Source organism: uncultured Jatrophihabitans sp. (assembly GCF_964251945.1).
Lineage (GTDB): Bacteria > Actinomycetota > Actinomycetes > Mycobacteriales > Jatrophihabitantaceae > Jatrophihabitans.
In genome coordinates this window covers 232,688-259,167 of sequence record NZ_CAXULP010000005.1, presented here as the reverse complement: position 1 = coordinate 259,167, position 26,480 = coordinate 232,688, and the positions used below count along the sequence as shown (strand labels likewise).

The following is a 26,480-nucleotide window of genomic DNA, read 5'->3' as shown; positions in this document are numbered from 1 at the left end:
GCGTCAACGTCGCCGCCCGCGCCTGCGGCATCTCGATCCGCGCCTTCGAGCTCGCCGTCGCCTACGCCCAGCAGCGCAAAACGTTCGGCAAGCAGATCGCCGACCACCAGGCCATCGCGTTCAAGCTCGCCGAGATGGCCACCAAGGTCGAGGCCGCGCACCTGATGATGGTCAACGCGGCCCGGCTGAAGGACGCTGGCGCGCGCAACGACGTCGAGGCCGGCATGGCCAAGCTGATCGCCTCGGAGTACTGCGCCGAGGTGACGCAGGATTCCTTCCGCATCCACGGCGGCTACGGCTACTCGAAGGAGTACGAGATCGAGCGGCTCATGCGCGAGGCGCCGTTCCTGCTCATCGGCGAGGGCACCTCCGAGATCCAGAAGACGATCATCAGCCGCGGCCTGCTGCGCGAGTACAAGATCGCCCAGTAGCCGCAGTGCGCGTGCCGGTCCTCGAGGTCGGCGGCACGCACGTGTCCGCCGCCCTGGTCGATCCCGACGGCTGGACGGTGTCTGGAGCGGTCCGCCGCCCGCTCGACGCCAACGCCGACGCCGACGAACTCGTGGGCGCGTTCGTGGCCGCCGCCCGGGCGGTCGCTGCTCCGCCCGGCATGCCGTGGGGCGTGGCCATGCCCGACCCGTTCGACTATCGGCGCGGGGTGGCGCTGTTCGACGCCGCGGTGGCGAAGTTCGGCGCGCTGCACGGGGTCGACGTCGGCGCGGCCTTGCGGGCCGACCTCGACGCCGACGTCTTCTTTCTCAACGATGCCGACGCGTTCACGCTCGGCGAGTGGACGGCTGGGGTCGGCCGGGGCGCGCAGCGGCTGGCCGGCATCACCCTCGGCACCGGCGTCGGCTCGGGTTGGGTGGTCGACGGGCAGGTGGTCGACCCGGGCTTCCCACCCGGCGGACGGATCCACCAGGTCGGGATCTCGGACGAGCTCCTCGGGATCTGGGACGAGCCCCTCGAGGACCTCTTTTCCCGACGTGCGATCCGCGCCTCGTTCGCCGCTGCCGGCGGCGACCCGGCCGCCGATGTCCGGGAGGTCGCCGCGCTGGCCCGTGCCGGGGACGGGCGGGCCACCCGGACGCTCACGCGCGCGCTTCGCTTCCTCGGCATGGCCGTGGGGCGTGCGGTTGCCGAGTTCCGCGCCGACGTGCTGGTGATCGGCGGCTCGATGGCGGCGTCGTGGGACCTGTTCGAACCGTGGTTTCGCACCGGCGCGGAACCGCCGGGCCGGAACGCGCGCCCCTTGCCGGAGATCCGCGTCTCGGTCGACGCCGAACGCAGCGGCTTCGTCGGCGCAGCCGTGTACGGCCAATCACCGCATGGTCCGGAGGTCGCGACCGGATGAATCTCGCTTGGCACCCCATCGGGCCGGCTACGGAGATCAACTAGCCGGTCGAACGCGGTGCCGAGCGAGCCTCAGCGGGTGCCGACCTCGCAGTAGTCCCAGAGCCGTTCGGCGTCCTCGGCGCTCGCTCGGGTGAACGGCAGGTAGGACGTCGGCCGCGGCCGGCGGTCGTGCCAGAACAGCCCGGTGCTCGCGCTGGCCGCCGGCGCGGCCACGAGCCACACGGCGGTGTCCGCGCCTTGGGCGGCGGTGCGCAGGATCGGCCCGACGGCGCGGGCGAAGCGTGGCAGTGAGTCGAGCAGGCCCGGCGTCTGCGCCCAGCCCGGGTGCATGGCGTGCACGGCGATGTGCTGCTCGGCCAGGCGCTTGGCCCACAGCTGCGCGAGCACCACCTGCATCCGTTTCGTCCGCGCGTAGGCCGCGGCGCCGCTGTAGTCGCCCTCGTGGAACTCCGGGTCGTCGACGCGCAGCGGCTGGGCGTACATGCCGCCGGAGGACACGAACGCGACGCGGGCGTCGCCGTCGGCGGCCAGGGCGTCGCGCAGCTCGCCGGTGAGCAGGTGCGGGCCGAGCACGTGGGTGGCGACGGTCAGCTCGTGGCCCTCCGACGTCTCGGCTCGCTGCGGCGGCAGCACGCCGGCGTTGTGCACGAGCGCGTGCAGGCCAGGCAGCTCGTCGCGCAGCCGGGCGGCGCAGGCGCGCACGGACTTCAGCTCGCTGAGATCGCACTGCTCGACGACGACGTGCGCGCCGGGCGTAGCGGCCCGCACCCGGGCGGCAGCCGATTCTCCGCGCGCCTCGTCGCGGCACAGCATGCGCACCGCCGCGCCGAGCCTCGCTGCGCCCATCGTGATCGCGAGGCCGAGGCCGGAGTTGGCGCCGGTGATCGCGACCGTGCGGCCGGTCAGGGCGCCGGCGGGGACGTCGTCCGACCACCAGGTCCGACGCAGCGCGTAACCGACCCGCGAGTATCCGGGCACGATCGTCCGATCCAGCAGCGTGTCGAGCGCCCGCGTGAGCGACATGAGCCGACCCTACGGGGGGACAAACTTTCGGGTGACCTGGAAGTTGTCCTCGCCAGGTCGGCGTGGGGCCCGGTAGAGCGAGGACAAGTTTCGGGCGGGGGGACGGTCAGCGGGCGGCGCGGCGGCGGCGGCGCGCCGCGGCGCCGACGAGCCAGGCCGCCGCGCCGAGGCCCAGCAGGCTGCTCATGATGATCGCCATGCGCTGCCAGGCGGCCGGCGTCGAGGCGTCTGCGGTTGCGCCGTCGGCCGCCGGGCGCGCTGCCGCGACCTTCCCGACACTCGCGCCCGCGGCGCCAGTCATCCCCGACATGCCGGACATGCCGGACAGCGCGGACCCGCTGGAGATGGCTGCCACGTCGGAGGTCGGGGTGATCGCCGCCACCGCCAACGCCACGCCCATGCCGCCTGAGTACGCGGTCGCGGGCTTCGTCCCGGCCAGGTAATAGCCGACGGGCAACTTCTTGTGCCCACGCCTGTACACGGCGAACTGCCCCATCAGGCCGTCGTCCTCGTGGTCGAGCATATGGCAGTGGAACATGAAGACGCCGGTGTAGTCGGTGAACTTCGCCGCGATCTTCACCGATTCCCCGGGCGCGAGGCGCCAGGTGTCCTCGAGCCCGCGTTCCCAGGGCGGCGGCCTCTTCCCGTCCCGGGCGAGGGTGTGCCACTCCTCTTCGTGCACGTGCACGTAGTGGACCATCGTGCTCTTGTTCCGAAGCAGCCACACGCGAGTCGAGTTCAGCGGCACCTCGATGTCGACCCGGCGCGGGTCGAAGGTGCGGCCGTTGATGGTCCACGCCGGCGAGCTACCCGTGCGCAACCTGAAGGTGAGCGTGCTCGACACCTTCTTGGGCGCCTTGATCGACGCCGGCTTGACGAGCTTCGTCCGCTCTTTCGCCTTGTCCGCGGCCCTCCGGACGACCCGGAACTGCATGATCGCGGTGCCGCCGCTGCGCAGGACCACGTTCTTGTGCAGCTCGCCGCGGAAATTGACGACGACGTCCGCGCGCTGGCCCGGGCCGAGCGGGATCGACGAGCGGCGCACGGCCTTCGGCAGCAGGGCGTCACCGGTGCCGATCTGGGTGAACTTGCGGTGGTTGGACAACTTGAAGGTGTAATTGGTGAAGTTCGAGCCATTCACCAGCCGCAGCCGGTACCGGTGCGCGCGGACCTTCGCATACGGCGCGTACCGCCCGTTGACGAGGTCCAGGTTGCCGACGGTCGCGTCATTCGGCGCCGCGTGATGCAGGCTCACCGAGCTGATCAGCTGGTTGGCGCTGTCGACGCTGCGGTTGCTGAACATCAGCGGCAGGTCGTAGCGCCCGGTCGGCAGGCCGAGCCGCTTCGCCTGCGCGGTGTTGTCGACGATGAACATGCCTTCGAGGCCGTTCCACACGTTGCGATTCGTCAGCCCCATGCGGTGGTCGTGGTAGAAGTCCGTCGCCGCCGGCGACCGGCGCTTGGCGTTCTTCAGCTTGTAGTCGTAGGTGCGCGACTTGCCGATGGCGATCAGCCCGCTGTCTGGCCGACCGTCGTTCGCCGCCGAGTGGTGGTCCCCGTGCAGGTGGACGGTGATCGCGCCGGCGGCCGCCGGCAGCCTGTTGGTGAAGGTGAGCTTGGTGTCGTGCCCGGCGGGGCGGCGGATCGTGGGGCCGGGGTAGGTCCCGTTGTAGGTCCACATCAGCGTCTTCGGGCCGGTGGGCAGCAGTCGGACGTATGCCTGCTTCACGACGATGTGCGGGTGCGCGCCGCGCAGCACCTTCGGGAAGGTCAGCCGCTGCCGGAAGCGGGTCGGCGCGGGCTTAATCCCGCCGCCCGTGCCGGTGACGACCAGCGCTCCGTGCATCGACGTGTGGATCTTGCAGTGGTACCGGTAGGTCCCGGCTGCCAATCTGGCGGCGACCGGGATCGCGACGGTCCCGCCGGCGGGCACATTGACGTCGAACAGCGGCGTGCCATTGGCGGCGGCCGCATCCGAGGTGAACGTGTGCAGCGTGGTGTCCGTGTTGTGGACGGCAAGCGTGTCGCCGTGGCCGATCGTCGTCGTGTTCGGATTGAACTTTGCGAGGAAGCCCGAGCCGGTGATCGTGATCGTGTGCGAACTCGCGGCGGTGGCTGGAGCGGCGGTGGCCGGAGCGGCGGACAGGACCGGCACGCCGACAGCCACGCCCATCGTGAGCGCGGCGACTGCCAGCAGGGCCGGGCGGCGACTGTATCGAAATACCACGGCCGAAAAGCTAACATGCCGAGCGCGTCGCGGCAGGGGTGTCTAATACTCTCCACGGCGTATTGCCAGCGGTCGCTATGGCCGCGCTAAGCTCGGCGACCGTCGAGACCGACCGTGGGGAAAGGGAACGAATGACGACAATGCGGAAGAAAACCGCGACGGCGCTGGGGCTCGCCGGCGCGCTGGTGGGGGCGTCGGCCGTCGTGGCCGCCGGTTCCGGCGCCGTGAGCGCTGCTCCGGCCGCGCGCAAAGTGATCACCTACCGGGTCGACCACGACGGCGACATTCACGGGCCGACCCACCTCCGCCCCGGCAAGGCGGTCATCAAGTTGAAGGGCTTCGCCTCCCAGGCTTTCCAGCTCATCAAGCCGCACAGCAAGAAGGACACCACGGCCGTGGCGCTGCACGACCTCGGCGAGGTCAACGCCGGCCACACGGCGGACCTGCTCCGCCACTTCTCGCTGGTGGGCGGCGCGTCCCCGCACGACAGGTTCTACGTCTCGCTGGAGAAGGGCACCTACTACGCCGTCGACTCGAACAACGCGAGCCCTACCGTCGGGCAGATTCTCACGATCACTGTCTCCGGCAAGAAGCAGGACGCGACGTTCCCGACCGCGAGCAGGATCGTCGCGAGCGGCGAGCACAACTGGAGCAAGAACCCGAAGACCATTCCGGCAAAGGGAGTGCTGAGGTTCTCGAATGAGGCGCACGACGCGCACTTCGTCAGCCTTGCGAAGCTCAAGAAGGGCAAGACGCTCGCGGACGTGAAGAAGGCGTTCGCGGGCAGCGAAGACCCGAACAAGGTGTTCGTCTCGAAGGGCAAGCACATTGCCCTCAATCTCGGCGTCGTCAGTCCGGGCCGCGGCGAGAGGGGGAGCTACACGCTGTCCAGGGGCACGTATCTCCTCGCCTGCTTCTGGCCGGACCGCAAGACCGGCATGCCGCACGCGCTCATGGGCATGATCCGGCTGCTGAAGGTCACGTAGTCCCGCGATTTTCGCGCGACCTCGAGAAAGGGGCGTCCAGCCGACCGGCTGGACGCCCCTTTCCGTGCCGCCTCATGCGCGGCTGAGGATCTCTGACCGGCCGGTCCGCACGACGCGTTTCGCGCTCACTGCAGGCTCGTGTCCCGGCGTCGCGACGAAGAGGAACACCACGCGCTTCGCTTGCCTCACGCGCGTCGTCGGCGTCATGCGGTTTGACGGACCCAAGCCACGGTCGTGCCGCGCAGCTGCTAGTCGTCGGGGCCAGTGACCGGTCCGCGTATGACCAGCAAGAGCTGGCCGTCTCGGACCTCGTGCGTCATGGTCGGCGTGCCCGCCGGTTCGTATCCACGCACTTTGGCAACGCCTTCCCATGCGGCAAGCGCGCCCTGTTGTGTGCTTTCAACTGACCCGACGATCGTGAGTTCGGAGACGACGGGCTCGCGGCGCGCGAAATAGTTGAGGGCGCCGCTGCCGTCGGTCGCGTATTGCATCGCCGTCTTCTTCCAGACAACACCCTCGCGCTCGATTGATGGAGGCGGGTTCAGCGCATCGAAGTCACTTTCGGTCCACTCCGCGATGACGTCGTCGGTGTCGTGCTCGATAAGTCGGATTTTCGTCGGGGTGCCCATTCGTTCAGTGTGGCTTGAACTACACGCTTGTAATATCTCGGTTTGGTATCGAGACCTCTCCAGCCTCAACTGTCACTTTAGAGTTTCCCCGGGCGTTGGCCCGCAGTCGCACGCCGGGAGGGTCGGTCCATGCCGCAAGCCATCGACACAGGCGTCCTGTACTGCGACGACAATTTGGCCCGCATGGCCACACTACCGAGTGAGTCCATTGATCTCGTCTACCTCGATCCGCCGTTTTTTAGCAATCGCGTTTACGAACTGATTTGGGGCGACGAGGCGGAAGTCAGGTCGTTCGAAGATCGATGGGAAGGCGGTATCCAGTGGTACGCGGAGTGGATGCGTGACCGGCTCATTGAGATCCGGCGCTTGCTGAAGCCCACTGGAACGGTATATCTGCACTGCGATTTTCACGCAAGCCACTATCTCAAAGTCATGATGGACGAGTTCTTCGGCTCGCAGTGGTTTCGAAACGAGATAGTGTGGCAGCGGACGATTGCGAAAAGCCTTAGCACCGTCCGCCTGCCGAATAACCATGACGTTATCCTCGTCTACAGCAAGAGTAAGCGCCCCACATGGAACGCTGACGAGATGTTCCAAAAGTATGACGAGCAAAACTTGGACGCGCGAACCGCCTCCAAGTACACCCATCGAGACCCAGACGGCCGGCTGTACCGTCTGGACAGTCTGATAAATCCCAACGCGGACCGCCCGAACCTGACCTACGAATTCCTAGGTGTCACGCGCGTTTGGCGCTGGACACGCGACCGGATGCAACGCGCCTACGAGGACGGCCTTGTGGTGCAGTCCCGAGATGGACGCGTACCTCAACTCAAGCGATACCTGGACGAGCAGCGTGGGCGGCCCATCGGTGACGTATGGACTGATATTCCACCACTCAACAGCAGGGCAGCCGAAAGACTGGGCTATCCGACCCAAAAGCCAGAAGCGTTGCTCGAAAGGATTATCCGGGCCAGCTCCAATCCGGGCGATGTCGTCCTGGACCCTTTCTGCGGTTGCGGAACTACCGTCACCGTTGCACAGAAGACCGGGCGGCAGTGGGTGGGGATCGATATAAGCCCGACCGCGGTCCATATAATGGACCGGCGAATCAGGCGTATTGCAGGCGTCGCGGCCCCTAAATTGATCGGCCTTCCCTCGACCGTCGAGAGTTTGCGGGCATTGAGACCGTTCGAGTTTCAAAACTGGGTCATCCAACAGTTCTACGGCGTGGGCTCGCCTCGTAAGACAGGGGACATGGGTATCGATGGGTACACCTTCCTCACCCACGACCCGATCCAGGTAAAGCAGTCCGAACATGTTGGAAGAAACGTCGTAGACAATTTCGAGACCGCGGTGAAACGCGATCGCTCATCGACGGGCTGGGTTGTGGCATTCAGCTTCACTAAGGGCGCCAGGGAAGAAGCGGCCCGCGCGCGCTGGCACGAGCATCTAGATATCAAGCTCGTGGCCGTTGACGAGCTGCTTAAGCCGAAAACGGAACGGCGCGGGCCGTTATGGCCCGAGCCGGCGACCGTGACAGAGATCCCGCTTGCCCCGCCGCGCGATCCGTCCGAATACACGGCGGACGAGCTTATTGCCAGCGACCGCGGAGCTCGGGTGTCGTGACGATCCCCCGTGTTCCGCTGATCGACCGCTAGTCGAGTGGCGGTTCGCTACTGGGAACCGGCTGATCCCGTCTCGACCGCTTACGCGCGGCGTCGCGCGCGCGTTCCGCGTCGGCGGGAGACATGCGAAGCAGCCCCCGCAATACCTCCACGGGGTCGACGCCGTCCGGGACCTCGGGCTCGGCCATGCGGCCGAGGTTACGCGGGCTCAGGCTCCGATGAGGGGTTTGTAGGCGAGACGGCGTCCGGTCATGTTGCCGAACAGCAGGCGCATCCGCTGCGAGTCGGTCGACCGGCAGTGCGTGTAGAGGAACGCGAACTGGGTGAGGTAGCGGTCCAGGTGGTCGACGCTGACGAAGTGGTGCGTGCCGTCGATCGACCGCTTCAGCTGGGAGAAAAATCCTTCCACGAGGTTCGTGGACACGTTGCCGCGCGTGTACTGCCCGGCCTTGTGGTCGACGTACTCGTGGGCGCGGAACTGGCCGGCGATGTTCTTGTAGCCGGAGCCACCGTCGGTGTGCAGGTGGGTCCGCTTGAGGTCCATGACGTGCTCGATGGCGGGCAGCAGGCTCGCGCCGGTCACGTCCGGAACCGCCACAGCGTGGACTGAGCGGGTCTCGTAGTGGACTAGCGCCGCGACGGGCTGCTTGTCGCTGGCCGAGTAGCCGTCGCGGCCCGGACGGGCCTTGCGGGCAGCTTCGCGGGGGTCGCTGGCGTGGCGGTTCTTCGGGTCGCCACCGATCCGCGTCTCATCGACCTGGACCGCGCCGCCAAGCAGACCGGCGACCGGGTCCAGCTTCATGGCCTCGCGGATGCGGTGCAGAAGGAACCACGCCGACTCGTTGTGGATGCCGTACTTGCGGCTGATTTCCCATGCGCTGACAGAGTTCTTCGAGGCGACGACCTCGAATGTCACCATCACCCACGTGCGGATGCTGAGCTTCGTGCCGTGCATGGGGGTGCCGGTCAGCACCGAGAACTTCTTGCGGCACTCGGCGCACTTCCAGAGCCGCCGCTGCGTGTTCGCGCCCGTGCGCGTCGTTCGGCCCTCGGTGCCGTCTTTCGGCGTGAGGAAGTAGAACTTCCGGGTCGACTCGCAGTGCGGGCAGGCGTCGGGGGTGCCGTCGGTCCAGCGGAGCTGCTCAAGGAAGCGGTAGGCGGATTCTTCGTCGGGGACGAGCGTCGCCAGCTTCGGAAGGCTGAACTCCTGTTGCATACGCGTAATGTATACCCCTCCCTTGACATACGTCAAGGGGTACCTTTACATGGTGACCGTGAACTCTGACGCCTACCTCGCAGCCGTCGCCTCGCAGCTGAACGACGTTGACGACGCCGTGGCCCGCGCGCGTGTCGTGAACGACGAGATCGCCGCCGTTGCGACGGTGCTGGAGAAGTTGGGCGAGCTGCGCGCCGACGCTGTCCGCGCCGCGCGCGAGACGATGAGCGTTCAGACCATCGCGGCGGCGATGGGGGTTACACGCGCGAGGGTGTACCAGCTCATCCAGTGACGGCACGCCGAACACCGGGCGCGCAAATGTCCCTGCGGCACCCGGTGTTCGGTTATCATCGAAGTGTTGTTTCGGTAGGGGGCCAGGAGAGAGAGCCGGCAAAGCTGCTCTCCTGGCCGCCCTCTTTTAAGGGACCTCCTGACGACTGTTTGCCGCAGCAGTCAGGCAGACCATGCAACTCTCCTCATAACGCACCCCCCTCAACCTCGCTGCGGAAGTTCCCCGACTCGGAATCGTCGGGGCGGTTCTGGGTGCCCGAGGCAACGAAGCCAGGCCACTTGCTGGACACGATCGCGTCGCCGTCGTTGACGCGGATCGCGTCACCCTTTGTCGTCAGACTCCACACGGCCGACCGCACACTGTTGCTGATCGCTGACGGCGCCTTATTGACCGTCAGATGTTCAGGCAACATCTCGCGCAGTTCGGTTGAGGTGTACGGGCGTCGCTCCGAGTCAAGAATGTCTTTCACGGCCGCGCGGATCGACCGCGGTTCGACGCCGCTGCTCGCGAGTTCGCTGAGGGTTGCCGATCCCACGTCCGCCAGGACCTGGGCGACAAACGCTTGGCCGTTCAGGCTGCGCAACGCCGCCGTTACGGCCTCGATCTCGTCCGTCAGCTGCTGCGCCTCAGCCGTCAGTTGGTCACGTCGCGCGGTTGCCTCAGCGAGCCGTCCCTTGAGAAGGTCAACGGCCTGCTGGATGACTGCGGGCTTACTCACTCCTTCAAGATAACACGCTCAAGCGGCGTGTGACGGTTTGTCAACACGCAGGGCGTTCAGATCGTCGGCGAGCCGAAGAACACCGATGGGATTCGTCCACGGCAGCCCGTGTCAAAGTCATCTTGGGTCCGTCATCCCGCATGACGCCGCGTCGTCCACAGGGTGTGCGGCCGATTCGCGAAGTGACTCAACTTTCTTTAAGCTTTGTTCGACTTACTCAACTTGCGCGGCCACTGGGGGGTGCCACGTGGGTCCATCTGCGCATGCCTTGGTCGAGACCGAGGTGCGCGAACTCGTCCGGCGCCGCGGCATCGATCCGATCGCGGAGCCGGAGGTGGTGGCGCGCCTGATCGAGGACGTCATCGGCGACTACCGCGATCGGTCGATCAACTCGACGTTGCCGCCGATGGGCGATGTGGCCGCGGCGAGCCGGGCGGTGCTGGACGCGGTGGCCGGCTTCGGCCCGTTGCAGCCGCTGCTCGACGATCCCGGCGTCGAGGAGATCTGGATCAACGAGCCGGGCCGGGTGTTCCTCGCCCGCAACGGCCGCTCGGAGCTGACCACGCTGATCCTCTCGGCTGAGCAGGTCGCCGAGCTGGTCGAGCGGATGCTGCGCCCGACCGGGCGCCGCATCGACCTGTCGACGCCGTTCGTGGACGCGATGCTGCCCGACGGGTCGCGGCTGCATGTCGTCATCCCGAACATCACCCGCCGGCACATGGCCGTGAACATCCGCAAGTTCGCGGTGAACCTGCGCTCGCTGGACGAGCTGAGCGCGGCCGGGTCGTTGACCGAGCACGCGGCCCGGTTCCTCGAGGCGAGCGTCGTCGCCGGGCTGAACGTCCTCGTCGCGGGCGGCACCCAGGCTGGCAAGACCACCATGCTCAACGCCCTTTGCGGCGCCATTCCCGGCCGCGAGCGGGTCGTCACCGTCGAAGAGGTCTTCGAGCTGTCGCTGCGCAGTCCGGACGTCGTCGCCATGCAGACGCGCCAGGCCAACCTCGAGGGCACCGGCGAAATCCCGCTGCGCCGGCTGGTCAAGGAGGCGCTGCGGATGCGCCCGTCCCGGCTGATCGTGGGCGAGGTCCGGCAGGAGGAGTGCCTCGACCTGCTGATCGCGCTGAACAGCGGGCTGCCGGGCATGTGCTCCCTGCACGCGAACTCTGCCCGCGAGGCGCTGGTCAAGATGTGCACGCTGCCGTTGCTCGCGGGCGAGAACGTCTCAGCGGCCTTTGTAGTCCCGACGGTCGCCGCGAGCGTCGACCTGGTCGTGCACCTCGGCATCGACGGGGACGGCCGGCGGCGCGTGCGCGAGATCGCCGGCGTCACCGGCCGGGTCGAGCGCGACGTCATCGAGACGACGGAGATCTTCACCTCGCGTCGCGGCCGGTTGGACCGGGCTGACGGCTACCCGCCGCATACCGAAAGGTACGCAGCGGCCGGCATCGATCTGGTCGAGGTGCTCGCCGCCCGTGGCGAGCGCGCCGACCGCGTCGGGGCGCACTGAGATGGGCGCGTTTCTGGGTCTGCTGCTCGGTCTCGGCCTGTTGCTGATCTGGCGCAGCGGACCGCGCGCGCCGGTCCGCACAGCGGCCGGCGCGAGTTGGTCCGCCCGCCGTCGGGACGTCCTCAAGCAGGCCGGCATCGACGGCGTCGGGCCGAATCAACTGCTCGCGACTCAGGCGTTGTGCGCGGCGATCGCGTTCGTGCTTGTCTTCGCGATCACCCGCACCGTGACCGTCGCGGCCTGCTTCGGCGTGTTCGCCCTGTTCGGGCCGGCGTTGATCGTGCGCAGCATGCGGCGCCGGCGGCAGACGGCCCTGCGCGAGCTGTGGCCCGAGGCGATCGACAACCTCGCCTCCGCTGTGCGCGCCGGCTTGTCGCTGCCCGAGGGCCTCGCCGCGCTGGCGGTGCGGGGGCCGGCGGAGCTGCGGCCGCCGTTCGCCCGGTTCGGCGCGGCGTACCGCGCCACCGGACGGTTCGCCGACTGCCTCGACGCGTTGAAGGACGACCTCGCCGACCCCGTGGGCGACCGCGTGTGCGAGACGATGCGCGTCGCCCGCGAAGTCGGCGGCAGCGACCTCGGCACGGTGCTGCGCACGCTGTCCGAGCTGTTGCGCGCCGACGCCCGCACCCGCTCGGAGCTGGAGACCAGGCAAGGCTGGGTGATCAACGCCGCGCGGCTCGCGGTGGCCGCGCCGTGGGCGGTCCTGCTGCTGCTCGGGACGCAGTCCAGCACGCTGCGCGCCTACGACTCGCCGGGCGGCACGCTGCTGCTCGCGATCGGCGCCGCGGTGTGTGTCGCGGCCTACCGGATCATGCTGTTGATCGGCCGGTTGCCCGAGGACGAACGGGTGCTGCGGTGAGCGGGGCCTGGCTGATCGGTGCGGGGGTCGGACTGCTCGGCGCCGCCGGTGTGCTGATCGCGGTCCGCGCGACGCCGCCGATGCGGCCGATCCGGCTGGCCGACCGGCTCGCGCCCTATCTGGGCGACACGCCGCAGCCCTCGAAGCTGCTGGGCCGGCCGGCCGCCACATCCGCGCCGTTCACCGTCGCCCGGCGGCTGTTCGGCCCCGCCCTCGGCGAGCTGGTGCGCGGGGTCGACCGCGTCGTCGGCGGCGCGCCGTCGGTGCGCCGCCGGCTGAACGGCCTCGGCGCGACGATGACGGTCGAGGAGTTCCGGGTCGAGCAGGTGCTCTGGTCGGTCGCGGCGGCGGGCGTCGCCGCGGTGCTGATGGTCCTCGGCGGCCTGCTGCGCGACGGCGTCGACCCCGTGCTGGTCGTGCTCGCCGCGCTGGGCGGGGCGGTGGGCGGCGTCCTGGGCCGGGACTGGCGCCTGACCCGCCAGCTCGCCAACCGGGAGCGGGCGATGCTGTCGGAGTTCCCGGTCGTGGCCGACCTGCTCGCGCTGTCGGTGGTGGCGGGGGAGTCGCCGATCGACGCGCTCGAGCGGGTGTGCCGGCTCACCCGCGGCGAGTTGGCCGCTGACCTCAGCCGGGCGCTCGCCCGGGCGCGGGCCGGCGCGCCGATGACGAGAGCGTTGTCCGACCTCGCCGACCAGACGACGCTCGACGCGTTCGCGCGATTCCTGCAGGGCCTGGTCGTCGCGATCGAGCGGGGCACCCCGCTGGCCGACGTGCTGCGCGCCCAGGCCGTCGACGTCCGCGAGGTCGGCAAACGCGCGCTGCTGGAGGCGGGCGGTCGCAAGGAGATTTCCATGATGCTGCCGGTGGTGTTTCTCATCCTGCCGGTCACCGTGCTGTTCGCGCTGTTCCCCGGGTTATTGACATTGACGTCGCTGGCCCGGTGACGACGAGTGGGGAGATACCTATGAGTATGTTCGACGCCGTGCGAGCCTGGTTGCTCGTGCGCTTGCCCGACCGCGACGACGATCGCGGCGATGTGCCCGGGTGGGTGATGGTGACCGTGATGACCGCGATCTTGGTCGTCGCCATTCTCGGCATCTTCGAGCCGCAGATCCGCAGCGCGCTGTCCGGGATCATCGACTCGGTCAGCGGCAAGTAGCCGCCGTGCGCGCCCGGCAAGCCCGGCGGCGCCTGCGTCTGGACCGGCGTCTGGACCGGCGTCTGGACCGGCGTCTGGACCGGCGTCGGCTGGTCGCGACGCGGCGGCTGCGCGCCGACGACGCGGGCGCGGCGGTCGTCGACTTCGTGCTGGTGTCGGTGCTCTTGCTCATGCTGCTGTTCGCCGTGCTGCAGGTGGCGGTCTACTTCTACGCGCGCAACGTCGCCGCGTCCTCAGCCGCGGACGCCGCGCGGTTCGCCGCCGCTGAAGGCGTCCGCCCGGGCGCCGGCGCGGCCCGCGCCGAACAGCTGATCCGCCAGGGGCTCGACGACGCCGACGCGGCGGCCGTGCACTGCGCGGCGAGCGCTGGTGTGGACGGCGCCTCAGGGCTGCCGATCACGACTGTGCGGTGCACCGGCCGGCTGCGGCTGCTGTTCTCGCCGCTCGGCCTGCCGCTGACGATCGACGTCCGCTCCTCGGTGCTCCGCGAGCAGGCGCCATGACGCCGCTGCGCGCGCGCTGCCTTCGCCGGCTTCGCGACCTGCGCCCGGCTTCGCGAGCTGCGTGAAGACGAAGGCAGCGCGATCATCGAGTTCGTCTTCGTCGCGATCGTCGTCCTGGTGCCGCTCGTCTACCTGATCGCCGCGGTGGCGACCGTCCAGCGCGCGCAGCTCGCCGTCACGCAGGCGGCGCGGGACGCCGGTCGGGCCTTCGCCACCAGCGACACCGCGGACGAGGCGAGCATCCGGGTTCGCGCCGCGGTGCGGCTCGCGCTGCGCGATCAGGGCCTGCCCGACGACGCCGCCGTGCGGTTCGTCCGGTACGGCGCTGAATGCGGCTCCCCGGCAGTCGCGCCGCGACTCGCGCCGGGCGCCGAATTCACCGTCTGCGTCTCCCGGCAGGTCGCGCTGCCCGCGGTGCCCTCCGTGGTCGCCGGCCGCGGCATCCACGTCGTCGGTCAGTACGTGGTGCACGTCGACGATTTCCGGACCGTCGGGTGATCCGCCGGCTGCGGGCTGACGACGGCTCGACCATCCCGCTGATCCTCGGCTTCTTCCTGCTGGCGCTGCTGCTCGTCGCCGGATCGGTCGCGCTCGGCCAGGCGTTCGTGCAGCAACGCGGCCTGCAGGACGTCTGCGACGGCGCGGCCGCGGCGGCCGCGGCCAGCTCGGCGGACCTCGACCGAGACGTCTCGGTCGGCGCCGCGTCCTCGCTGCGCTTCGTCGACGTGGACCGCTCGGTCGCGGACTACCTCGCCCGCGACCCCGAACGCCGCGCGGTGCAGGTGCGCGCGCAGCTGTCTCCCGACCGCGAGCGGATCACGCTGCGCTGCGCCCAGACCATGCCGCTGGCCTTCGGGGCGCTGTTCGGCCGGGCCCGGGTGCGGCACACCGCGACTGCCACCGCCCGCGCCGCCGTCGTCGTCGGCTGACCAGCGCCCGTCAGTTGAGTGGTGCGCTATCAGCTGAGTGGCGCGATATACCGCACCACGCAGGCCTTAACGCACCACTCATTGTGACGATCAGGCAGCGGGAGCAGGAAGGTCGAGGTCGACGGCCACCGGAGCGTGGTCGGACGGGCCCTTCCCCTTGCGCGCGTCGCGGTCGACGTAGGCGTCGGCCACCGCGTCGGCGACCGGCGCCGCGGCATACACCAGGTCGATCCGCATGCCCATGTTCTTGTGGAACATCCCGGCCCGGTAGTCCCAGTACGTGTACGGGGTGTCGTGCTTGAGCGCCCGCGGCAACACGTCGCGCAAACCGAGGTCGCGCAAGGCCGTCAGCGCCGCCCGCTCCGGCGCGGTCACGTGCGTCGACGTCGCGAACGCGGCCGGATCCCAGACGTCGGCGTCGCCCGGCGCGATGTTGAAGTCGCCGAGCACCGCGAACGCCGGCCACGTCGCCAGCTCGGCCGCAGCCGTCTCTCGCAGCGCGGCCAGCCACTCCAGCTTGTAGGCGTAGTGCGGGTGGCCGACCTCGCGCCCGTTCGGCACGTACACCGACCACACCCGCAGCCCGCCGCACGTGGCGCCGACCGCGCGGGCTTCGGTGGCGGCGAGCATGGCGTCCGCCGGCTGGAAGCCCGGCTCGTCGACCAGACCTCGACGGATGTCGGCGACGCCGACGCGCGACAGGATGGCCACGCCGTTCCACCGGCCGGCGCTGTGCGTGGCCACCTCGTAGCCGAGCGCCGCGACCTCGTCGACGGGGAAGTCGCCGGTCTTCAGCTCCTGCAGGCACACCACGTCCGGCTCGACGGCGCCCAGCCAGTCGATCAGGCGCGGCAGCCGGGCGACGACGGAGTTCACGTTCCAGGTGGCGATGCGCACCCGCCCAGCGTCGCAGAGCCGGCGACACGCGTCGGCACAACCCAACGGGGGCCAAACTAGCCGGCTCGAAGACGCTGGACTCGCTGTCGGCCGGCGACCGGTCGACGCTGACCGGCCACGCGTTCTGCCCGGACCTGATCTCCGGGCCGTTCCACGACGGCCTGGTGATCGTCTTCTCGATGGCGATCGCGATGTCGTTGATCGGCGCGTTCGCGTCGCTGTCGCGCGGATCGAAGTACGTCCACGTCGACTAGGACCCGCACCCGGCGGCCGCCACCCGCGAGCCCGGGGCAGCCTGACCAGCCCCTCCAGCGCAGGCCGGGCGAGCACGGCCCCCCGCGTATCCTCGAGCCTCGTGGACGTCCCCGCCGAACTCAAAGAGCTGTCCGCGACCCTGGCCAGCATCGAGGCGGTCGTGGACCTCGCGGCCCTGCGCAACGAGGCGGCCGACCTCGAGCGGCAGGCCTCCGCGGCCGACCTGTGGGACGACCTCGACAACGCGCAACGCGTGAACTCCCGGCTGTCCTTCGTGCAGGGCGAGGTGCGTCGCGTCGAGGACCTGCGCCGCCGGATCGACGACGCCGAGACGCTGTGGGGCCTTGCCGAGGAGATGGACGACGCGGCCTCGCACGCCGAGGTGGAGCGGGACCTGCCGGGCCTGCGCCGCGCCGTCGACGAGCTCGAGATCCGCACGCTGCTGTCCGGCCGCTACGACGTCCGCGAGGCGCTGGTCACGATCCGCTCCGAGGCGGGCGGCGTGGACGCGGCCGATTTCGCCGAGATGCTGATGCGGATGTACCTGCGCTGGGCCGAGCGGCACAACTACGCCGTCGACGTCCTGGACACCTCCTACGCCGAGGAGGCCGGGATCAAGTCGGCCACCTTCCAGGTCAAGGCCCCGTACGCCTACGGCACGCTGTCGGTGGAGCAAGGCACGCATCGGCTCGTCCGGATCAGCCCGTTCGACAACCAGGGCCGCCGGCAGACGAGCTTCGTCGGCGTCGAGGTGCTGCCGGTCGTCGAGTCCTCCGACCACGTCGAGATCCCGGACGACGAGATCCGGGTGGACGTCTACCGCAGCTCCGGCCCGGGCGGGCAGGGCGTGAACACGACCGACTCCGCGGTGCGAATCACGCACCTGCCCACGAACATCGTCGTCAGCTGCCAGAACGAGCGCAGCCAGATCCAGAATCGCGCGTCGGCCATGGCGGTGCTGCAGGCCAAGCTGCTCGAACGGCGCCGGCAGGAGGAGCAGGCTGCGCTCGACGCGCTGAAGGACGCCGGCAACAGCTGGGGAAACCAGATGCGCAACTACGTGCTGCATCCGTACCAGATGGTCAAGGACCTGCGCACCGACTTCGAGGTCGGCAACCCGCAGGCGGTGCTCGACGGTGAGATCGACGGCTTCATCGAGGCCGGCATCCGCTGGCGGCGCGCCGCGCAGGCGACCTGACCGGCGCCGAGGTCTGTCAAGGAGCGGATGAGAGCCGGCCGCGGTTGGTCGGCGAGCATGTAACCGATGGGTAAAGTCGGCTCCCGTGATCCGGCTCGAGAACGTCTCCAAGGTCTATCCGGCCGGCGCGCGACCTGCTCTCGACAGCGTCAGCATGGACATCACGAAGGGCGAGTTCGTCTTCCTGATCGGCCAGTCCGGCTCCGGCAAGTCCACGGTGCTCCGGCTGCTGCTGCGCGAAGAGCTGCCGACCCGAGGGATCGTCACCGTCGACAGCCGCAACGTGGGCAGGATGCGCAGCCGCAAGGTGCCCGAGCTGCGCCGCAAGATCGGCTGCGTGTTCCAGGACTTCCGGCTGCTGCCGAAGAAGAGCGTCTTCGAAAACGTCGCCTTCGCCCTCGAAGTGATCAACAAGTCGCCCAAGGCCATCCGGCGCACCGTGCCCGAGGTGCTCGACCTCGTCGGGCTGACCGGCAAGGCGCAGCGGCTGCCCGGCGAGCTGTCGGGCGGCGAGCAGCAGCGCGTCGCGATCGCCCGGGCCTTCGTCAACCGCCCGTTGGTGTTGCTCGCCGACGAGCCGACCGGCAACCTCGATCCGGACACCAGCCAGGGCATCATGAGCCTGTTGGAACGCATCAACCGCACCGGCACGACGGTGGTCATGGCCACCCACGACAACAACATCGTCGACGCCATGCGCCGACGAGTCATCGAGCTCGACGCCGGCAGGGTGGTCCGCGACCAGAACCGCGGCGTGTACGGCGCCGGTCGCTGACCGCGTCGTTCCGGCCGGCGCCGCGTCGTCCAGAACGTCGTCCAGAACCCAGTCGCACCAGCAACACCCATCGCACGAGCAGGGCCCCCAAGCAGTGAGGAACGCATGCGCGCGAACTTCGTGATCTCCGGCGTCTGGACCGGCGTCCGACGCAACCTGACGATGACGATCGCGCTGATCCTCAGCACGGCCATCGCGCTCGCCTTCGTGGGCGCCGCGTACCTGGCCAGCACCGAGATCAGCAACTTCAAGCACGACTACGAGGGCCGGCTGAACGTCTCGGTCTTCCTGTGCGCCAAGAACACGCAGAGCCCGTGCCACGGCAAGACGACGCCGGCGCAGACGGCGGCGCTCGAGGCCGCGCTGAAGGCGGACAAGCGGATCGCCTCGGTCAGCTACGTGTCCGAGCGGGCGCAGTACGCGCGCGCCGTCAAGATCGAGCCGCCGGCGTTCGCCAAGGTCGCCCGGGTGGGCGATCTCGGCGCGTCGTTCACCGTGGTGCTGAAGAACCTGCCGAAGGACTTCGACAGCTTCGCCAGCGACTACGCCAAACACGTCGGCGTGTACAGCGTGGCGAACCAGGTCGACACGCTCAAGACGCTGCTGAAGATCATCGACGGCGCCCGGCTGTTCTCGATCATGGTGGCGATCGTGGTCCTGATCGCCTCCATCCTGCTGATCGCCAACACCATTCAAGTCGCGGCGCAGCAGCGCAAGAACGAGACGTCGATCATGCGGCTGGTGGGCGCCTCGCGCTTGATGACCGAGCTGCCGTTCATGCTCGAGACGATCTTCGCGACCATCATCGGCGGCGTGATATCCATCGGCCTGCTCGCATTGGGCAAGGCGTTCGTGCTGAACGGCATTTTCAAGGCGCCCGTGGAGCGCAAGGTGATCCCGAACCTCAACGCGAACGACCTGCTGGTGGCCGGCGGGATCGGCCTGATCGCCGGCATCGTGCTCGCCGCGGCGACCGCCTTCGCCACCTTGCGCCTGTACGTCAAGGTTTAAGGCGTGAGCGCACAGGCGGCGTCGAGCAACCGGCAGTCCGGACGCAAGATCATCGCTTCGAACCGCAAGGCCCGGCACGACTACGCGATCCTCGACGTGTTCGAGGCCGGCGTGATGCTCACCGGCACCGAGGTCAAATCGCTGCGGCTGGGCCGCGCCTCGCTGCTCGACGGATTCGCCACCATCGACGACGGCGAGGTCTTCCTGCGCAACGTCCACATCCCGGAGTACGAGCAGGGCAGCTGGACGAATCACGAGCCGCGGCGCACCCGCAAGCTGTTGCTGCGCCGAGACGAGATCACCCGGCTGATCGGCAAGACGAAGGAGAGCGGGCTGACGCTCGTCCCGCTGTCGATCTACTTCTCGCACGGCCTGGTGAAGGTCGAACTCGCGCTGGCCCGCGGCAAGCGTTCGTATGACAAGCGGCAGGACCTCGCCCGGCGCGACGCCGACCGCGAGGTCGCCCGGGCGCTCGGCCGGCGCAGCAAGGGCATGGAGTGACGCCGGCGCCCTGCTTTCCGGTGAGGGATGGTGCCCACCTCGATGCGTGACGTGTCCGTCGACAGCGACGTGCCGGCCTTCTGGCAGCGGCTCGGCCGGCCGGGGCTAGTCGACGTCCACACCCACTTCATGCCGAAGCCGGTGATGGACGCCGTCTGGCGCTACTTCGCCGACGCGCAGCGGAATTTCGGCCATGCCTGGCCCGTCCACTACCAGCTGCCCGAGCCCGAGCGGCTGACGATCCTGGACCGGCTCGGCGTGCGCGCGTTCACCGCGCTCGTCTACCCGCACAAGCCCGGCATGGCCGCGTGGCTGTCCGGCTGGGCGCGCGAGTTCGCCGCCCGCACGCCCGGCTGCGCGGCGACCGGCACCTTCTACCCGGAGCCGTCCGCCGCCGGGTACGTCCGGGACGCGCTGGACGCCGGGACGCGGATCTTCAAGGCGCACGTCCAGGTCGGCGGCTACGACCCCCGCGACCCGCTGCTCGACCCGGTGTGGGGCCAGCTCGCCGAAGCCGGCACGCCCGTCGTCGTGCACTGCGGCAGCGGGCCGATCCCCGGCCGGCACACCGGGCCCGGCCCGTTCGGCGAGGTGCTCGAACGGCATCCCCGGCTCACCGCCGTCATCGCGCACGCCGGCGCCCCGGAGTACGACGCCCACCTCGACCTGCTCGAGCGCTTTCCGAACGTCTGCCTCGACACGACGATGGTCGGGACGCCGTACCTGGCCGACTTCGCGCCGCTGCCCGCCGCGGTGATCGCGCGCTACGCCGACCTCGGCGACCGGATCGTGCTCGGCTCGGATTTCCCGAACATCCCCTACGCCTACGCCGAACAGCTCGCCGCGCTGGACGGCTGGGGGCTCGGCGACGACTGGTTGCGCGCGGTGTGCTGGGACAACGGCGCCCGGCTGCTGGGCCTCGTCTGAATCGGTCGGACTGGGCGGGGCGGGCGTCGGGCTTGGTGGGGCGGCTACCCTTGACCCTGTTGCACCTAGGGGGTGAATGGTCTCGACTCCGGACGTCGAGGCAGGGGAAGCGGGCCGAGGATTGCATTGCTGACCTCGTAAAAAAAGCGATGCAAACAAAAATAAGCGCCGACAATAGTCGCGCCGACTTCGCTCTCGCTGCCTAGTACAGCCTGAGCAAGTCTGTCAGTCCGGGTTCGTCACCGGCCCGGGTACTGGCATCAGCTAGGTGACTCACCGTCCCCGCCGGCCGCGGGGGAGGACGGGACAATCCACAGCGGCTGGGCCTGTCACTGACGACTTGTGTGCGTGATCGTCGGGGCCGAGCAGAGACACAGCACACTGCGCCCGGAGAAGCCCTGCTGAAGCGACGGAGGACGCGGGTTCGATTCCCGCCACCTCCACTCAAGACTGAAGGGAAGAAGTTCGAACCAGACTTAGCTAACGATCCTGCTCGCGAGTCCGCCCTGGCTGCATTTGCACGGCGTTCCTCTTCGTAGTCGACGTTTGCAGATCGGTTCGAACTTCTTCCTGTCAGCTAGCTGACGGGATGTCGAACCACTCGGCCGCCGGGTGATGGGCAGCAGGGTCTAAGCCGAACCGTGTTTCGATCAGGCTGTTCCGATACCACCCACGTCATTCGTCCCGTCATTCGGGGACTTCTCCGGTTCTGCAGCACCATCGTCCTCCAGCCAACTGAAGGCCGCTGCGACGGCGGTGGCGTCGGTCCCCAGGATCCGCAGACTCTGTCGTACCAACGCATAGAACTGGTCCACCCACGATGTCGCGAGGTCGACATTGCCACCGGCGCTGAGCGATAGGCTTGCGATGAGGTGCCCTCCGTGCGTCACGTTGAGACAGCGCTCCATCGCATGTGTCTCGATTGACCACCACTCCGAGTGCGCGACACCGCTTGCCATGGAGTAGGCCTGCCGATACAGATCGAGCAATCCACACTCGTTCGCCATCGCCCGTATGGACTTTCCCTCGGCGAACGAGTCGCGAGTGTCGACCGACCGATGGTCGAGTGGGCCGTCGTTGTGACTGAGCCTTTCGACCTCCTTGATGGCCTTCTCGAAGTCGGGTCGGCGAGCCTCTGCGGGCAGTTCATCCATGATGCGGGCGTACAGCTTCGCTTTACCGGCGCCGTACTCCTGAAAGGATCGATAGATCGTTTCGTCTTGTGTAGCCATCCACTGGAGGTAGATGCGCACCTCGACGAGCACGCGGATGATGTGCGATCCGTGCTCCATGCACCAGAGGTCCGGCGCACCTAACGCCGTAATTAGATCGCGTCCCGCTCGGGCCACGAGCCCTGCGTGGACTTCTTGGCGTTCGTGGTCGTGTAAGCGTGCAGGTGCGCATTCGAGTGCTTCGACGTAGCTGCTCAGCAGGTCCATGGCCAGTTGGCGAAGATGGGTGCCGTCCGTTGGCACCTCGCTCGGTGCGGATGGGTCGCCGTCAGCCGAGAAGTCCGGGTCCGCGTCGTTGTCGCTGATGTGACTGACCCGGTCACGTTGTCGTACGCACCGCGTGGTCATCGAATTGGCCCCCCAGAAGACTCTGGCCCATTTGATTGCCGCGTCGTAGTGATTCGCGTCATCGTGCATGAGCATCCCTCGGTGGGCACCCCACATTGCGCGGATGGCGGAGTCTGCCTGCCGGCGCGTCGACAGGTCGCCGGGATACGGCCGGAGCAGCTCGATCGTCGTCGCGCTGCTGCTGAACGTGCCGGCCTGCAGATTGCTCCAGATGCGAAGGCATTTGATCACTGCCTCGCGGTGTCCATCTGCAATCGCCTCGCGTAGCGCGCGGGCGAGCAGATCGATGGTCGCTTGATCTGGCGGTTGAAAGTCAGGACCTACCAACCAGCCGGCGGGACGGAGCGGGTAAGAGGTCAGGGCACGTACGACAGACTCGGTCAAGAGTCCTCGCTCGCTGGCCCGTGTTCTCACGATGGCTTCCGCCTGTGAGTCCCTAGCTGCGAGCCGGTCCAGGCTCGTGAGCCGACCATCGAGGCAGTCAGCTACAAACTGCGGCTCGATGCTGTCTGCAAGGTCGTTCAGGACGTCTTGTTGCCAGCGCATGAAACGGACAGCGTCCGTCGTGTTGCGTTCAGCGAGGACGAGTGCTGGCCAGATTAGGTCCGGCAGGTCGTCTCGAAACCAGTCGCCAATCTCAAGCACGCCGGTCGCCGCCAGCGGCGACTTGAAGACCCGGCCCTTCCTGACGTGATCGCTCAAAGGGCCAGGACCAGCGTTGGGCCTCGGCATAGTCATGCCGACACCGTAGATTCAAGGTCCGACGGTGTTGATCCTTTGGTTTTGATGCGCGGCGCGACTCGCTTAGGACCTCGGACAAGCGCCGCAACTAGATAGAAAGCCGATGGGCGCCGGCGTCCGCCGTCTTGTGTCTCCCTCCTGTGTGACGCGCAGTCAGTCAGCAGTACGGTCTTGTTCGTCGTGGACTGCGCGGTCGTCTCGGCCATCGGCACCGGGATCGGTGCCGGCTTCGGAGCGTGACGCAGCGTGGGGGCGCATGGCGAGGGTCAAGGCGAACCACCAGGCGTAGACGGACTCTCGGGTCACCATGGCAGCGTCGCCGATGAGGCCGTGGGCGACGCTGTTGCGGAAGTTCGGGCCCTGCTTGTCCGTGAACGTTGCTTTCATGTCGAATAACAAGTCGGGGCCGAGGATGTCCAGAGCGGCGGGCTCTTCGAGTAGACGACTGAGTCCCTTTTCGATCTCCACTCCGTGCTCGTCGGTCACGAGGGTGTGCACGCCTGCGCGTTTGAGGAAGACGCGGACAAGGTGCTCAGTCTGGGCCGTGAGAACTGCGAGCGCGGACGCGAAGTCGCTGTTCAGGCCGTGGAGGATCCCCTGTGCCCAGGTCGCTTCGTGGCCTCTGGGGATCCAGGGGTTGGCGACGCACAGCCTGTAAAGATCTTCAAGGGTGTACTGGTGTTGCAGGTTTACGGTCTGCAGTGCGGGGATGATGAGGGCGTCGACGACAAGCCCGATGACGGTCGTGTGGTCGCGGACCATGACTGCCCAGAGCGCTGGGTCGGTTTCGGGGGAGCCGCCGCTCGCGTCGGACTGGCCGCCGGGGGTGGCGGCGACTTTCTGACCGGTTGCGCTGTAATGCTCGTTCCCGAACAGATGCGACAACGGATGTTCGCGGAGTGATTCGCGGGCGTTGTCAGCGAGTTGGTCGTAGTCGGCGGGGTGGTGGATGAGGCTGAGCGCGATGAGCGCGTCGACGGGGTCAAGCCCGGTGACGTGCCTGCGCGCAGCGGCGACGTATTCGGTGATGTCGTGGCCGTCGGTGCGGATGACGGCCATGCTTTCAAGGATGAGCGCGCGGTCATCGTCGAGTTTTGCGCGCAGTTCGATGACGCGTTGGTCGATACCGTGTTCGACGCGGTAGGAGCGGGGTAGGCCGAGCATGATCTTGAGGGCGCGTTCGACGAAGTGGCTAGCGGTGATGGCAGCGCCGCCTCTGCCGTTGCGGCGATCCTCGGCCTGCGCGGTGAGGGATTCCGCTAGGCGCTCGGTTGCCGCGTTCGCTTGGTCGCGTCGATTGTCGCGGGCGTACCAGGCGGCCGCTTCTGCTTCCCATGCTTGCTCAAGGTTGCGGTCTTCATGGTCGCGGGCGGCAGCGGCGAGCGTTTCGGCGAGGTTGGCTAGTCCGGCTCGTTTTGCACCGTCCAGGAGTCGCTGGTCGCGCGCGAATTCGGAGAGGTGGACGGCGAAGAACCGGTCGTCGAACGTGGCGGCGTGGAGCCGGTCGCTGACGGTTGCGGTGAGTTGGTCGATGAACGACCGTCCGTGTTCGCTGAGCTGTCGAATGATCTCGACGGCACGTCGCAGGGCATGCCGGCCGTCGGTGGGCCAGCTGTCCGGTTCGAGGGGTACGGCGATGTAGGCAGTTATCGCAGCGTCGCGTAGAGCGATGTCGCTTCGGTCCACGTGCCACCAGCAGAGGTCGGCCACGCGTGCGCGGAGCATCGGGTCGTCGCTATCGTTCATCGCGTCGGCGACGCGATGAAGCAGAGCAAAGTGCGCTCCGTCGATTCCCGCGGGCATGTCGTTCGGCACGAGCGGTTGGATTGGGTCGTTCCACTGCTCGGGGTGAAGCCGGGCCATGGTGGCGAGCGTCAACGCGTTCAGGGTCGACTGCGGAAGCGAGTTCGTTTCATAGCCGGCGGCGGCTTCGGCGAACGCCCGAGACAGCGCGAACAGCGACGGATGCGGGTTGTTCTTGCGGTGCTCGGTGACGACGGGCCGCCACCATGAAGGGTCGATGGCCGGTTCACTGGCCGGGTCGTTGCTGTCTTCGGTCATGCTCGATTCGGTGGTGTCCTGAAACCATGATCCAGACCCGAGCGAATCGATTCGCGCCGTGCCCGGTGCTGGGATGGATGGAAACAAGAGCTCGGGGCAGGGAAGAGCTAACGCGTTTTGTCGAGGAACCGGACGCGGACTAGCAGGGTACGACCGCCCGTCTGGATGAACCTCCCTTCCAGTCCTGCGTCGTCGATGAGTCTGTCGAGCACGTCTCGTTACCGATCGGCGCCCCAGGCCATCGTCTGCTCGTACGTCATGCGCTCCATCGACTCAGAGCGCGCCTCGTCGGCGAAGTGGGACGCCATGTCGTATGAGGTGACGCTGGATAGTGCTTCGGTGCACGCCGAACGTTGTCGCAAGCACGGTGGTGCCCTGCCCCGCCTTGTAGGCAGCCACAACGCTGTCGATCTCTTCAGACGAGAGCCGACTCTGAGTTTGGCGGGTCACCAGGTCGGCGGAGGGCCTTCGGGCCCGAAGCGATCGACGGAACAGGCTGACGAACCCCTCTCGGCGGTTCGAACTTGTTCCCGTCAGGACCACCCGCGACGGCAAGGCCAGTCATCACACACGTCGTGGTGGCTGGCCTTGCAGTGGACGACGACGCGGGCTACGGCGTTGACGAATCGGGTCCCGGTCGCCCGTGCGCGTAGAGTCCTCGCCAGCTGAGTTGGCAGCCAGCCTGGACCTCGCGGCATGCCTCATCGGCCGTCGCGGTGAGCGATCCGCTCGCAGCCAGGCACCTCTGTGCGGCATCGCCCTTAAGGTCGTCCGCACTCGCGCGCGTGATCGCAAAGGCAACAACCATGTCCACATCCACTGTCGCCCGTCCGCCCGTCAATCCCGCCACGCCGGCTGCCACGCCGAACCCCCGGCGCATGATCGACGTCGTCCTGACCGCGGGCGGGCTCCTGATGGCGGCCGTCCTGCTCGTCGCAGGCGGCCTGCTTATCTGGGCGCACACCTTCGTCGACAACCAGATCCACAACCAGCTCGCTGCGGAGAAGATCTACTTCCCGCCGGCGAACAGCGCGGCCGTTTCTGCGCCGGAGTTCGCCGCGATGCGCCAATACGGTGGCGAGCAGCTGACGACGGGGGCCCAGGCCGAGGTCTACGCCGATCACTTCATCGCCAACCACCTCAAGGTGATCGGCGGCGGGAAGACCTACGCCCAGCTCAGCGCCCAAGCCCAGGCCGACCCGACCAACACGAAGCTCGCCGCCACCGTTGCCACCGTGTTCAAGGGCGAGACGCTGCGCGGTCTGCTGCTCAACGCCTACGCCTTCGGCACCATGGCCACCATCGCGCTGGTCGCGGCGATCGGCGCGTTCGTCGCGGCGGCGCTGATGCTCGTCCTGTCCGGGCTGGGCATGCTGCACATCCGCCGCGGCCGAACAGCCGTACGCGAGTGACCAGCCGGTCGTGGCAATCGAGATCGATCAGGCATTTTCGCAGCTGATCCGTTGTTGACGCGGGCGGCGGTGCTCACGCGATTGAGCGAGGTC

The 26,480-nt window shown here is 68.1% G+C and carries 26 protein-coding genes and 1 other RNA gene; 19 read left to right on the top strand and 8 right to left on the bottom strand.

The features are described from left to right. Window positions 1-431: acyl-CoA dehydrogenase family protein (locus tag ACFFBG_RS12765; RefSeq protein WP_375479223.1), on the top strand; the 431-nt coding region annotated here is incomplete at its 5' end. 11 nt (window positions 432-442) lie between these two features. Continuing rightward, window positions 443-1,354, top strand: coding sequence for an ROK family protein (locus ACFFBG_RS12760; protein WP_375479221.1), 912 nt, complete (start codon window positions 443-445; stop codon window positions 1,352-1,354). Window positions 1,355-1,425: 71 nt separating this feature from the next. On the opposite strand, the gene ACFFBG_RS12755 is transcribed toward ACFFBG_RS12760, so the two are convergent. Both ACFFBG_RS12755 and ACFFBG_RS12750 read right to left on the bottom strand, forming a co-directional pair. Next, complete coding sequence (locus ACFFBG_RS12755) at window positions 1,426-2,379, bottom strand: SDR family NAD(P)-dependent oxidoreductase (RefSeq protein ID WP_375479219.1); 954 nt, start codon at window positions 2,377-2,379, stop codon at window positions 1,426-1,428. Window positions 2,380-2,485: 106 nt separating this feature from the next. Beyond that, window positions 2,486-4,606, bottom strand: a complete 2,121-nt coding sequence (locus ACFFBG_RS12750) for a multicopper oxidase domain-containing protein (RefSeq protein WP_375479217.1) — start codon at window positions 4,604-4,606, stop codon at window positions 2,486-2,488. A 131-nt stretch (window positions 4,607-4,737) separates the two neighbouring features. Between ACFFBG_RS12750 and ACFFBG_RS12745 the strand changes: the two genes are divergently transcribed. Continuing rightward, complete coding sequence (locus tag ACFFBG_RS12745; protein ID WP_375479215.1) at window positions 4,738-5,592, top strand: hypothetical protein; 855 nt, start codon at window positions 4,738-4,740, stop codon at window positions 5,590-5,592. 248 nt (window positions 5,593-5,840) lie between these two features. On the opposite strand, the gene ACFFBG_RS12740 is transcribed toward ACFFBG_RS12745, so the two are convergent. Continuing rightward, window positions 5,841-6,221, bottom strand: coding sequence for a hypothetical protein (locus tag ACFFBG_RS12740; protein WP_375479213.1), 381 nt, complete (start codon window positions 6,219-6,221; stop codon window positions 5,841-5,843). 129 nt (window positions 6,222-6,350) lie between these two features. Here ACFFBG_RS12740 and ACFFBG_RS12735 point away from each other — a divergent pair, with 129 nt between their 5' ends. After that, on the top strand, window positions 6,351-7,847 hold the full coding sequence (locus ACFFBG_RS12735) for a DNA methyltransferase (RefSeq protein ID WP_375479211.1): 1,497 nt from the start codon (window positions 6,351-6,353) through the stop codon (window positions 7,845-7,847). A 207-nt stretch (window positions 7,848-8,054) separates the two neighbouring features. Here the strand turns inward: ACFFBG_RS12735 and ACFFBG_RS12730 are convergent, their stop codons facing one another. After that, the gene (locus tag ACFFBG_RS12730) at window positions 8,055-9,062 is read right to left on the bottom strand and encodes an IS1595 family transposase (protein WP_375479209.1); all 1,008 of its coding nucleotides are present in this window, start codon (window positions 9,060-9,062) and stop codon (window positions 8,055-8,057) included. 52 nt (window positions 9,063-9,114) lie between these two features. On the opposite strand from ACFFBG_RS12730, the gene ACFFBG_RS12725 reads away from it, so the two are divergent. Next, window positions 9,115-9,354 carry a helix-turn-helix domain-containing protein gene (locus ACFFBG_RS12725; RefSeq protein ID WP_375479207.1) on the top strand — a complete coding sequence of 80 codons (240 nt, stop codon included), beginning with the start codon at window positions 9,115-9,117 and terminating at the stop codon, window positions 9,352-9,354. 184 nt (window positions 9,355-9,538) lie between these two features. Here ACFFBG_RS12725 and ACFFBG_RS12720 read toward each other — a convergent pair whose 3' ends face one another. Then, on the bottom strand, window positions 9,539-10,072 hold the full coding sequence (locus tag ACFFBG_RS12720; protein WP_375479205.1) for a hypothetical protein: 534 nt from the start codon (window positions 10,070-10,072) through the stop codon (window positions 9,539-9,541). A gap of 247 nt (window positions 10,073-10,319) precedes the next feature. On the opposite strand from ACFFBG_RS12720, the gene ACFFBG_RS12715 reads away from it, so the two are divergent. Genes ACFFBG_RS12715 through ACFFBG_RS12685 form a run of 7 tightly spaced genes read left to right on the top strand, consistent with a single transcriptional unit; the run spans window position 10,320 to window position 15,029 of the window. Then, window positions 10,320-11,579 carry a CpaF family protein gene (locus ACFFBG_RS12715; RefSeq protein WP_375479203.1) on the top strand — a complete coding sequence of 420 codons (1,260 nt, stop codon included), beginning with the start codon at window positions 10,320-10,322 and terminating at the stop codon, window positions 11,577-11,579. A 1-nt stretch (window position 11,580) separates the two neighbouring features. After that, window positions 11,581-12,438: a type II secretion system F family protein gene (locus ACFFBG_RS12710; RefSeq protein ID WP_375479201.1), complete on the top strand. Its 858-nt coding sequence runs from the start codon at window positions 11,581-11,583 to the stop codon at window positions 12,436-12,438. Beyond that, window positions 12,435-13,382 carry a type II secretion system F family protein gene (locus ACFFBG_RS12705; RefSeq protein WP_375479199.1) on the top strand — a complete coding sequence of 316 codons (948 nt, stop codon included), beginning with the start codon at window positions 12,435-12,437 and terminating at the stop codon, window positions 13,380-13,382. Before ACFFBG_RS12710 ends, ACFFBG_RS12705 begins: the two co-directional genes overlap by 4 nt. Window positions 13,383-13,402: 20 nt before the next feature. Continuing rightward, the gene (locus ACFFBG_RS12700; protein ID WP_375479197.1) at window positions 13,403-13,597 is read left to right on the top strand and encodes a hypothetical protein; all 195 of its coding nucleotides are present in this window, start codon (window positions 13,403-13,405) and stop codon (window positions 13,595-13,597) included. Between the two features lie 5 nt (window positions 13,598-13,602). After that, window positions 13,603-14,100, top strand: a complete 498-nt coding sequence (locus ACFFBG_RS12695; protein WP_375479195.1) for a TadE/TadG family type IV pilus assembly protein — start codon at window positions 13,603-13,605, stop codon at window positions 14,098-14,100. A 57-nt stretch (window positions 14,101-14,157) separates the two neighbouring features. After that, window positions 14,158-14,598, top strand: a complete 441-nt coding sequence (locus ACFFBG_RS12690) for a TadE/TadG family type IV pilus assembly protein (RefSeq protein ID WP_375479241.1) — start codon at window positions 14,158-14,160, stop codon at window positions 14,596-14,598. After that, complete coding sequence (locus ACFFBG_RS12685) at window positions 14,595-15,029, top strand: pilus assembly protein TadG-related protein (RefSeq protein ID WP_375479193.1); 435 nt, start codon at window positions 14,595-14,597, stop codon at window positions 15,027-15,029. Before ACFFBG_RS12690 ends, ACFFBG_RS12685 begins: the two co-directional genes overlap by 4 nt. 90 nt (window positions 15,030-15,119) lie before the next feature. Here the strand turns inward: ACFFBG_RS12685 and ACFFBG_RS12680 are convergent, their stop codons facing one another. Next, window positions 15,120-15,926: an exodeoxyribonuclease III gene (locus ACFFBG_RS12680; RefSeq protein ID WP_375479191.1), complete on the bottom strand. Its 807-nt coding sequence runs from the start codon at window positions 15,924-15,926 to the stop codon at window positions 15,120-15,122. Between the two features lie 355 nt (window positions 15,927-16,281). On the opposite strand from ACFFBG_RS12680, the gene prfB reads away from it, so the two are divergent. The 6 genes from prfB (at window position 16,282) to ssrA (ending at window position 21,039) form a co-directional block, all read left to right on the top strand. Next, on the top strand, window positions 16,282-17,379 hold the full coding sequence (gene prfB / locus ACFFBG_RS12675; RefSeq protein ID WP_375479189.1) for a peptide chain release factor 2: 1,098 nt from the start codon (window positions 16,282-16,284) through the stop codon (window positions 17,377-17,379). 85 nt (window positions 17,380-17,464) lie between these two features. Further along, window positions 17,465-18,154 carry a cell division ATP-binding protein FtsE gene (gene ftsE / locus ACFFBG_RS12670; RefSeq protein ID WP_375479187.1) on the top strand — a complete coding sequence of 230 codons (690 nt, stop codon included), beginning with the start codon at window positions 17,465-17,467 and terminating at the stop codon, window positions 18,152-18,154. A 105-nt stretch (window positions 18,155-18,259) separates the two neighbouring features. Beyond that, window positions 18,260-19,165, top strand: a complete 906-nt coding sequence (ftsX, locus tag ACFFBG_RS12665) for a permease-like cell division protein FtsX (RefSeq protein WP_375479185.1) — start codon at window positions 18,260-18,262, stop codon at window positions 19,163-19,165. A 3-nt stretch (window positions 19,166-19,168) separates the two neighbouring features. Beyond that, window positions 19,169-19,666, top strand: coding sequence for an SsrA-binding protein SmpB (smpB, locus tag ACFFBG_RS12660; RefSeq protein ID WP_375479183.1), 498 nt, complete (start codon window positions 19,169-19,171; stop codon window positions 19,664-19,666). 42 nt (window positions 19,667-19,708) lie between these two features. Beyond that, window positions 19,709-20,593 (top strand): amidohydrolase family protein, encoded by an 885-nt coding sequence (locus tag ACFFBG_RS12655; RefSeq protein WP_375479181.1) that lies wholly within the window; start codon window positions 19,709-19,711, stop codon window positions 20,591-20,593. Window positions 20,594-20,661: 68 nt separating this feature from the next. Then, window positions 20,662-21,039, top strand: a transfer-messenger RNA (tmRNA) gene (ssrA, locus tag ACFFBG_RS12650). Window positions 21,040-21,243: 204 nt separating this feature from the next. Here ssrA and ACFFBG_RS12645 read toward each other — a convergent pair. Further along, window positions 21,244-22,875, bottom strand: a complete 1,632-nt coding sequence (locus ACFFBG_RS12645) for a DUF5677 domain-containing protein (RefSeq protein WP_375479179.1) — start codon at window positions 22,873-22,875, stop codon at window positions 21,244-21,246. 192 nt (window positions 22,876-23,067) lie between these two features. Further along, the gene (locus ACFFBG_RS12640; protein ID WP_375479177.1) at window positions 23,068-24,975 is read right to left on the bottom strand and encodes a DUF4209 domain-containing protein; all 1,908 of its coding nucleotides are present in this window, start codon (window positions 24,973-24,975) and stop codon (window positions 23,068-23,070) included. Between the two features lie 806 nt (window positions 24,976-25,781). Between ACFFBG_RS12640 and ACFFBG_RS12635 the strand changes: the two genes are divergently transcribed. Then, entirely contained in the window at window positions 25,782-26,387 is a 606-nt protein-coding gene (locus tag ACFFBG_RS12635; RefSeq protein ID WP_375479175.1) for a hypothetical protein, read from the top strand. The last annotated feature ends 93 nt before the right edge of the window (window positions 26,388-26,480 follow it).

Excerpts from the sequence above, each read along its gene's own strand:
- ACFFBG_RS12755 (WP_375479219.1), bottom strand. The coding sequence starts at position 2,379 with ATGTCGCTCACGCGGGCGCTCGACACGCTGCTGGATCGGACGATCGTG.
- ACFFBG_RS12745 (WP_375479215.1), top strand. The coding sequence starts at position 4,738 with ATGACGACAATGCGGAAGAAAACCGCGACGGCGCTGGGGCTCGCCGGC.
- ACFFBG_RS12740 (WP_375479213.1), bottom strand. The coding sequence starts at position 6,221 with ATGGGCACCCCGACGAAAATCCGACTTATCGAGCACGACACCGACGAC.
- ACFFBG_RS12735 (WP_375479211.1), top strand. The coding sequence starts at position 6,351 with ATGCCGCAAGCCATCGACACAGGCGTCCTGTACTGCGACGACAATTTG.
- ACFFBG_RS12730 (WP_375479209.1), bottom strand. The coding sequence starts at position 9,062 with ATGCAACAGGAGTTCAGCCTTCCGAAGCTGGCGACGCTCGTCCCCGAC.
- ACFFBG_RS12710 (WP_375479201.1), top strand. The coding sequence starts at position 11,581 with ATGGGCGCGTTTCTGGGTCTGCTGCTCGGTCTCGGCCTGTTGCTGATC.
- ACFFBG_RS12700 (WP_375479197.1), top strand. The coding sequence starts at position 13,403 with ATGAGTATGTTCGACGCCGTGCGAGCCTGGTTGCTCGTGCGCTTGCCC.
- ftsX (WP_375479185.1), top strand. The coding sequence starts at position 18,260 with ATGCGCGCGAACTTCGTGATCTCCGGCGTCTGGACCGGCGTCCGACGC.
- ACFFBG_RS12655 (WP_375479181.1), top strand. The coding sequence starts at position 19,709 with ATGCGTGACGTGTCCGTCGACAGCGACGTGCCGGCCTTCTGGCAGCGG.
- ACFFBG_RS12640 (WP_375479177.1), bottom strand. The coding sequence starts at position 24,975 with ATGACCGAAGACAGCAACGACCCGGCCAGTGAACCGGCCATCGACCCT.
- ACFFBG_RS12635 (WP_375479175.1), top strand. The coding sequence starts at position 25,782 with ATGTCCACATCCACTGTCGCCCGTCCGCCCGTCAATCCCGCCACGCCG.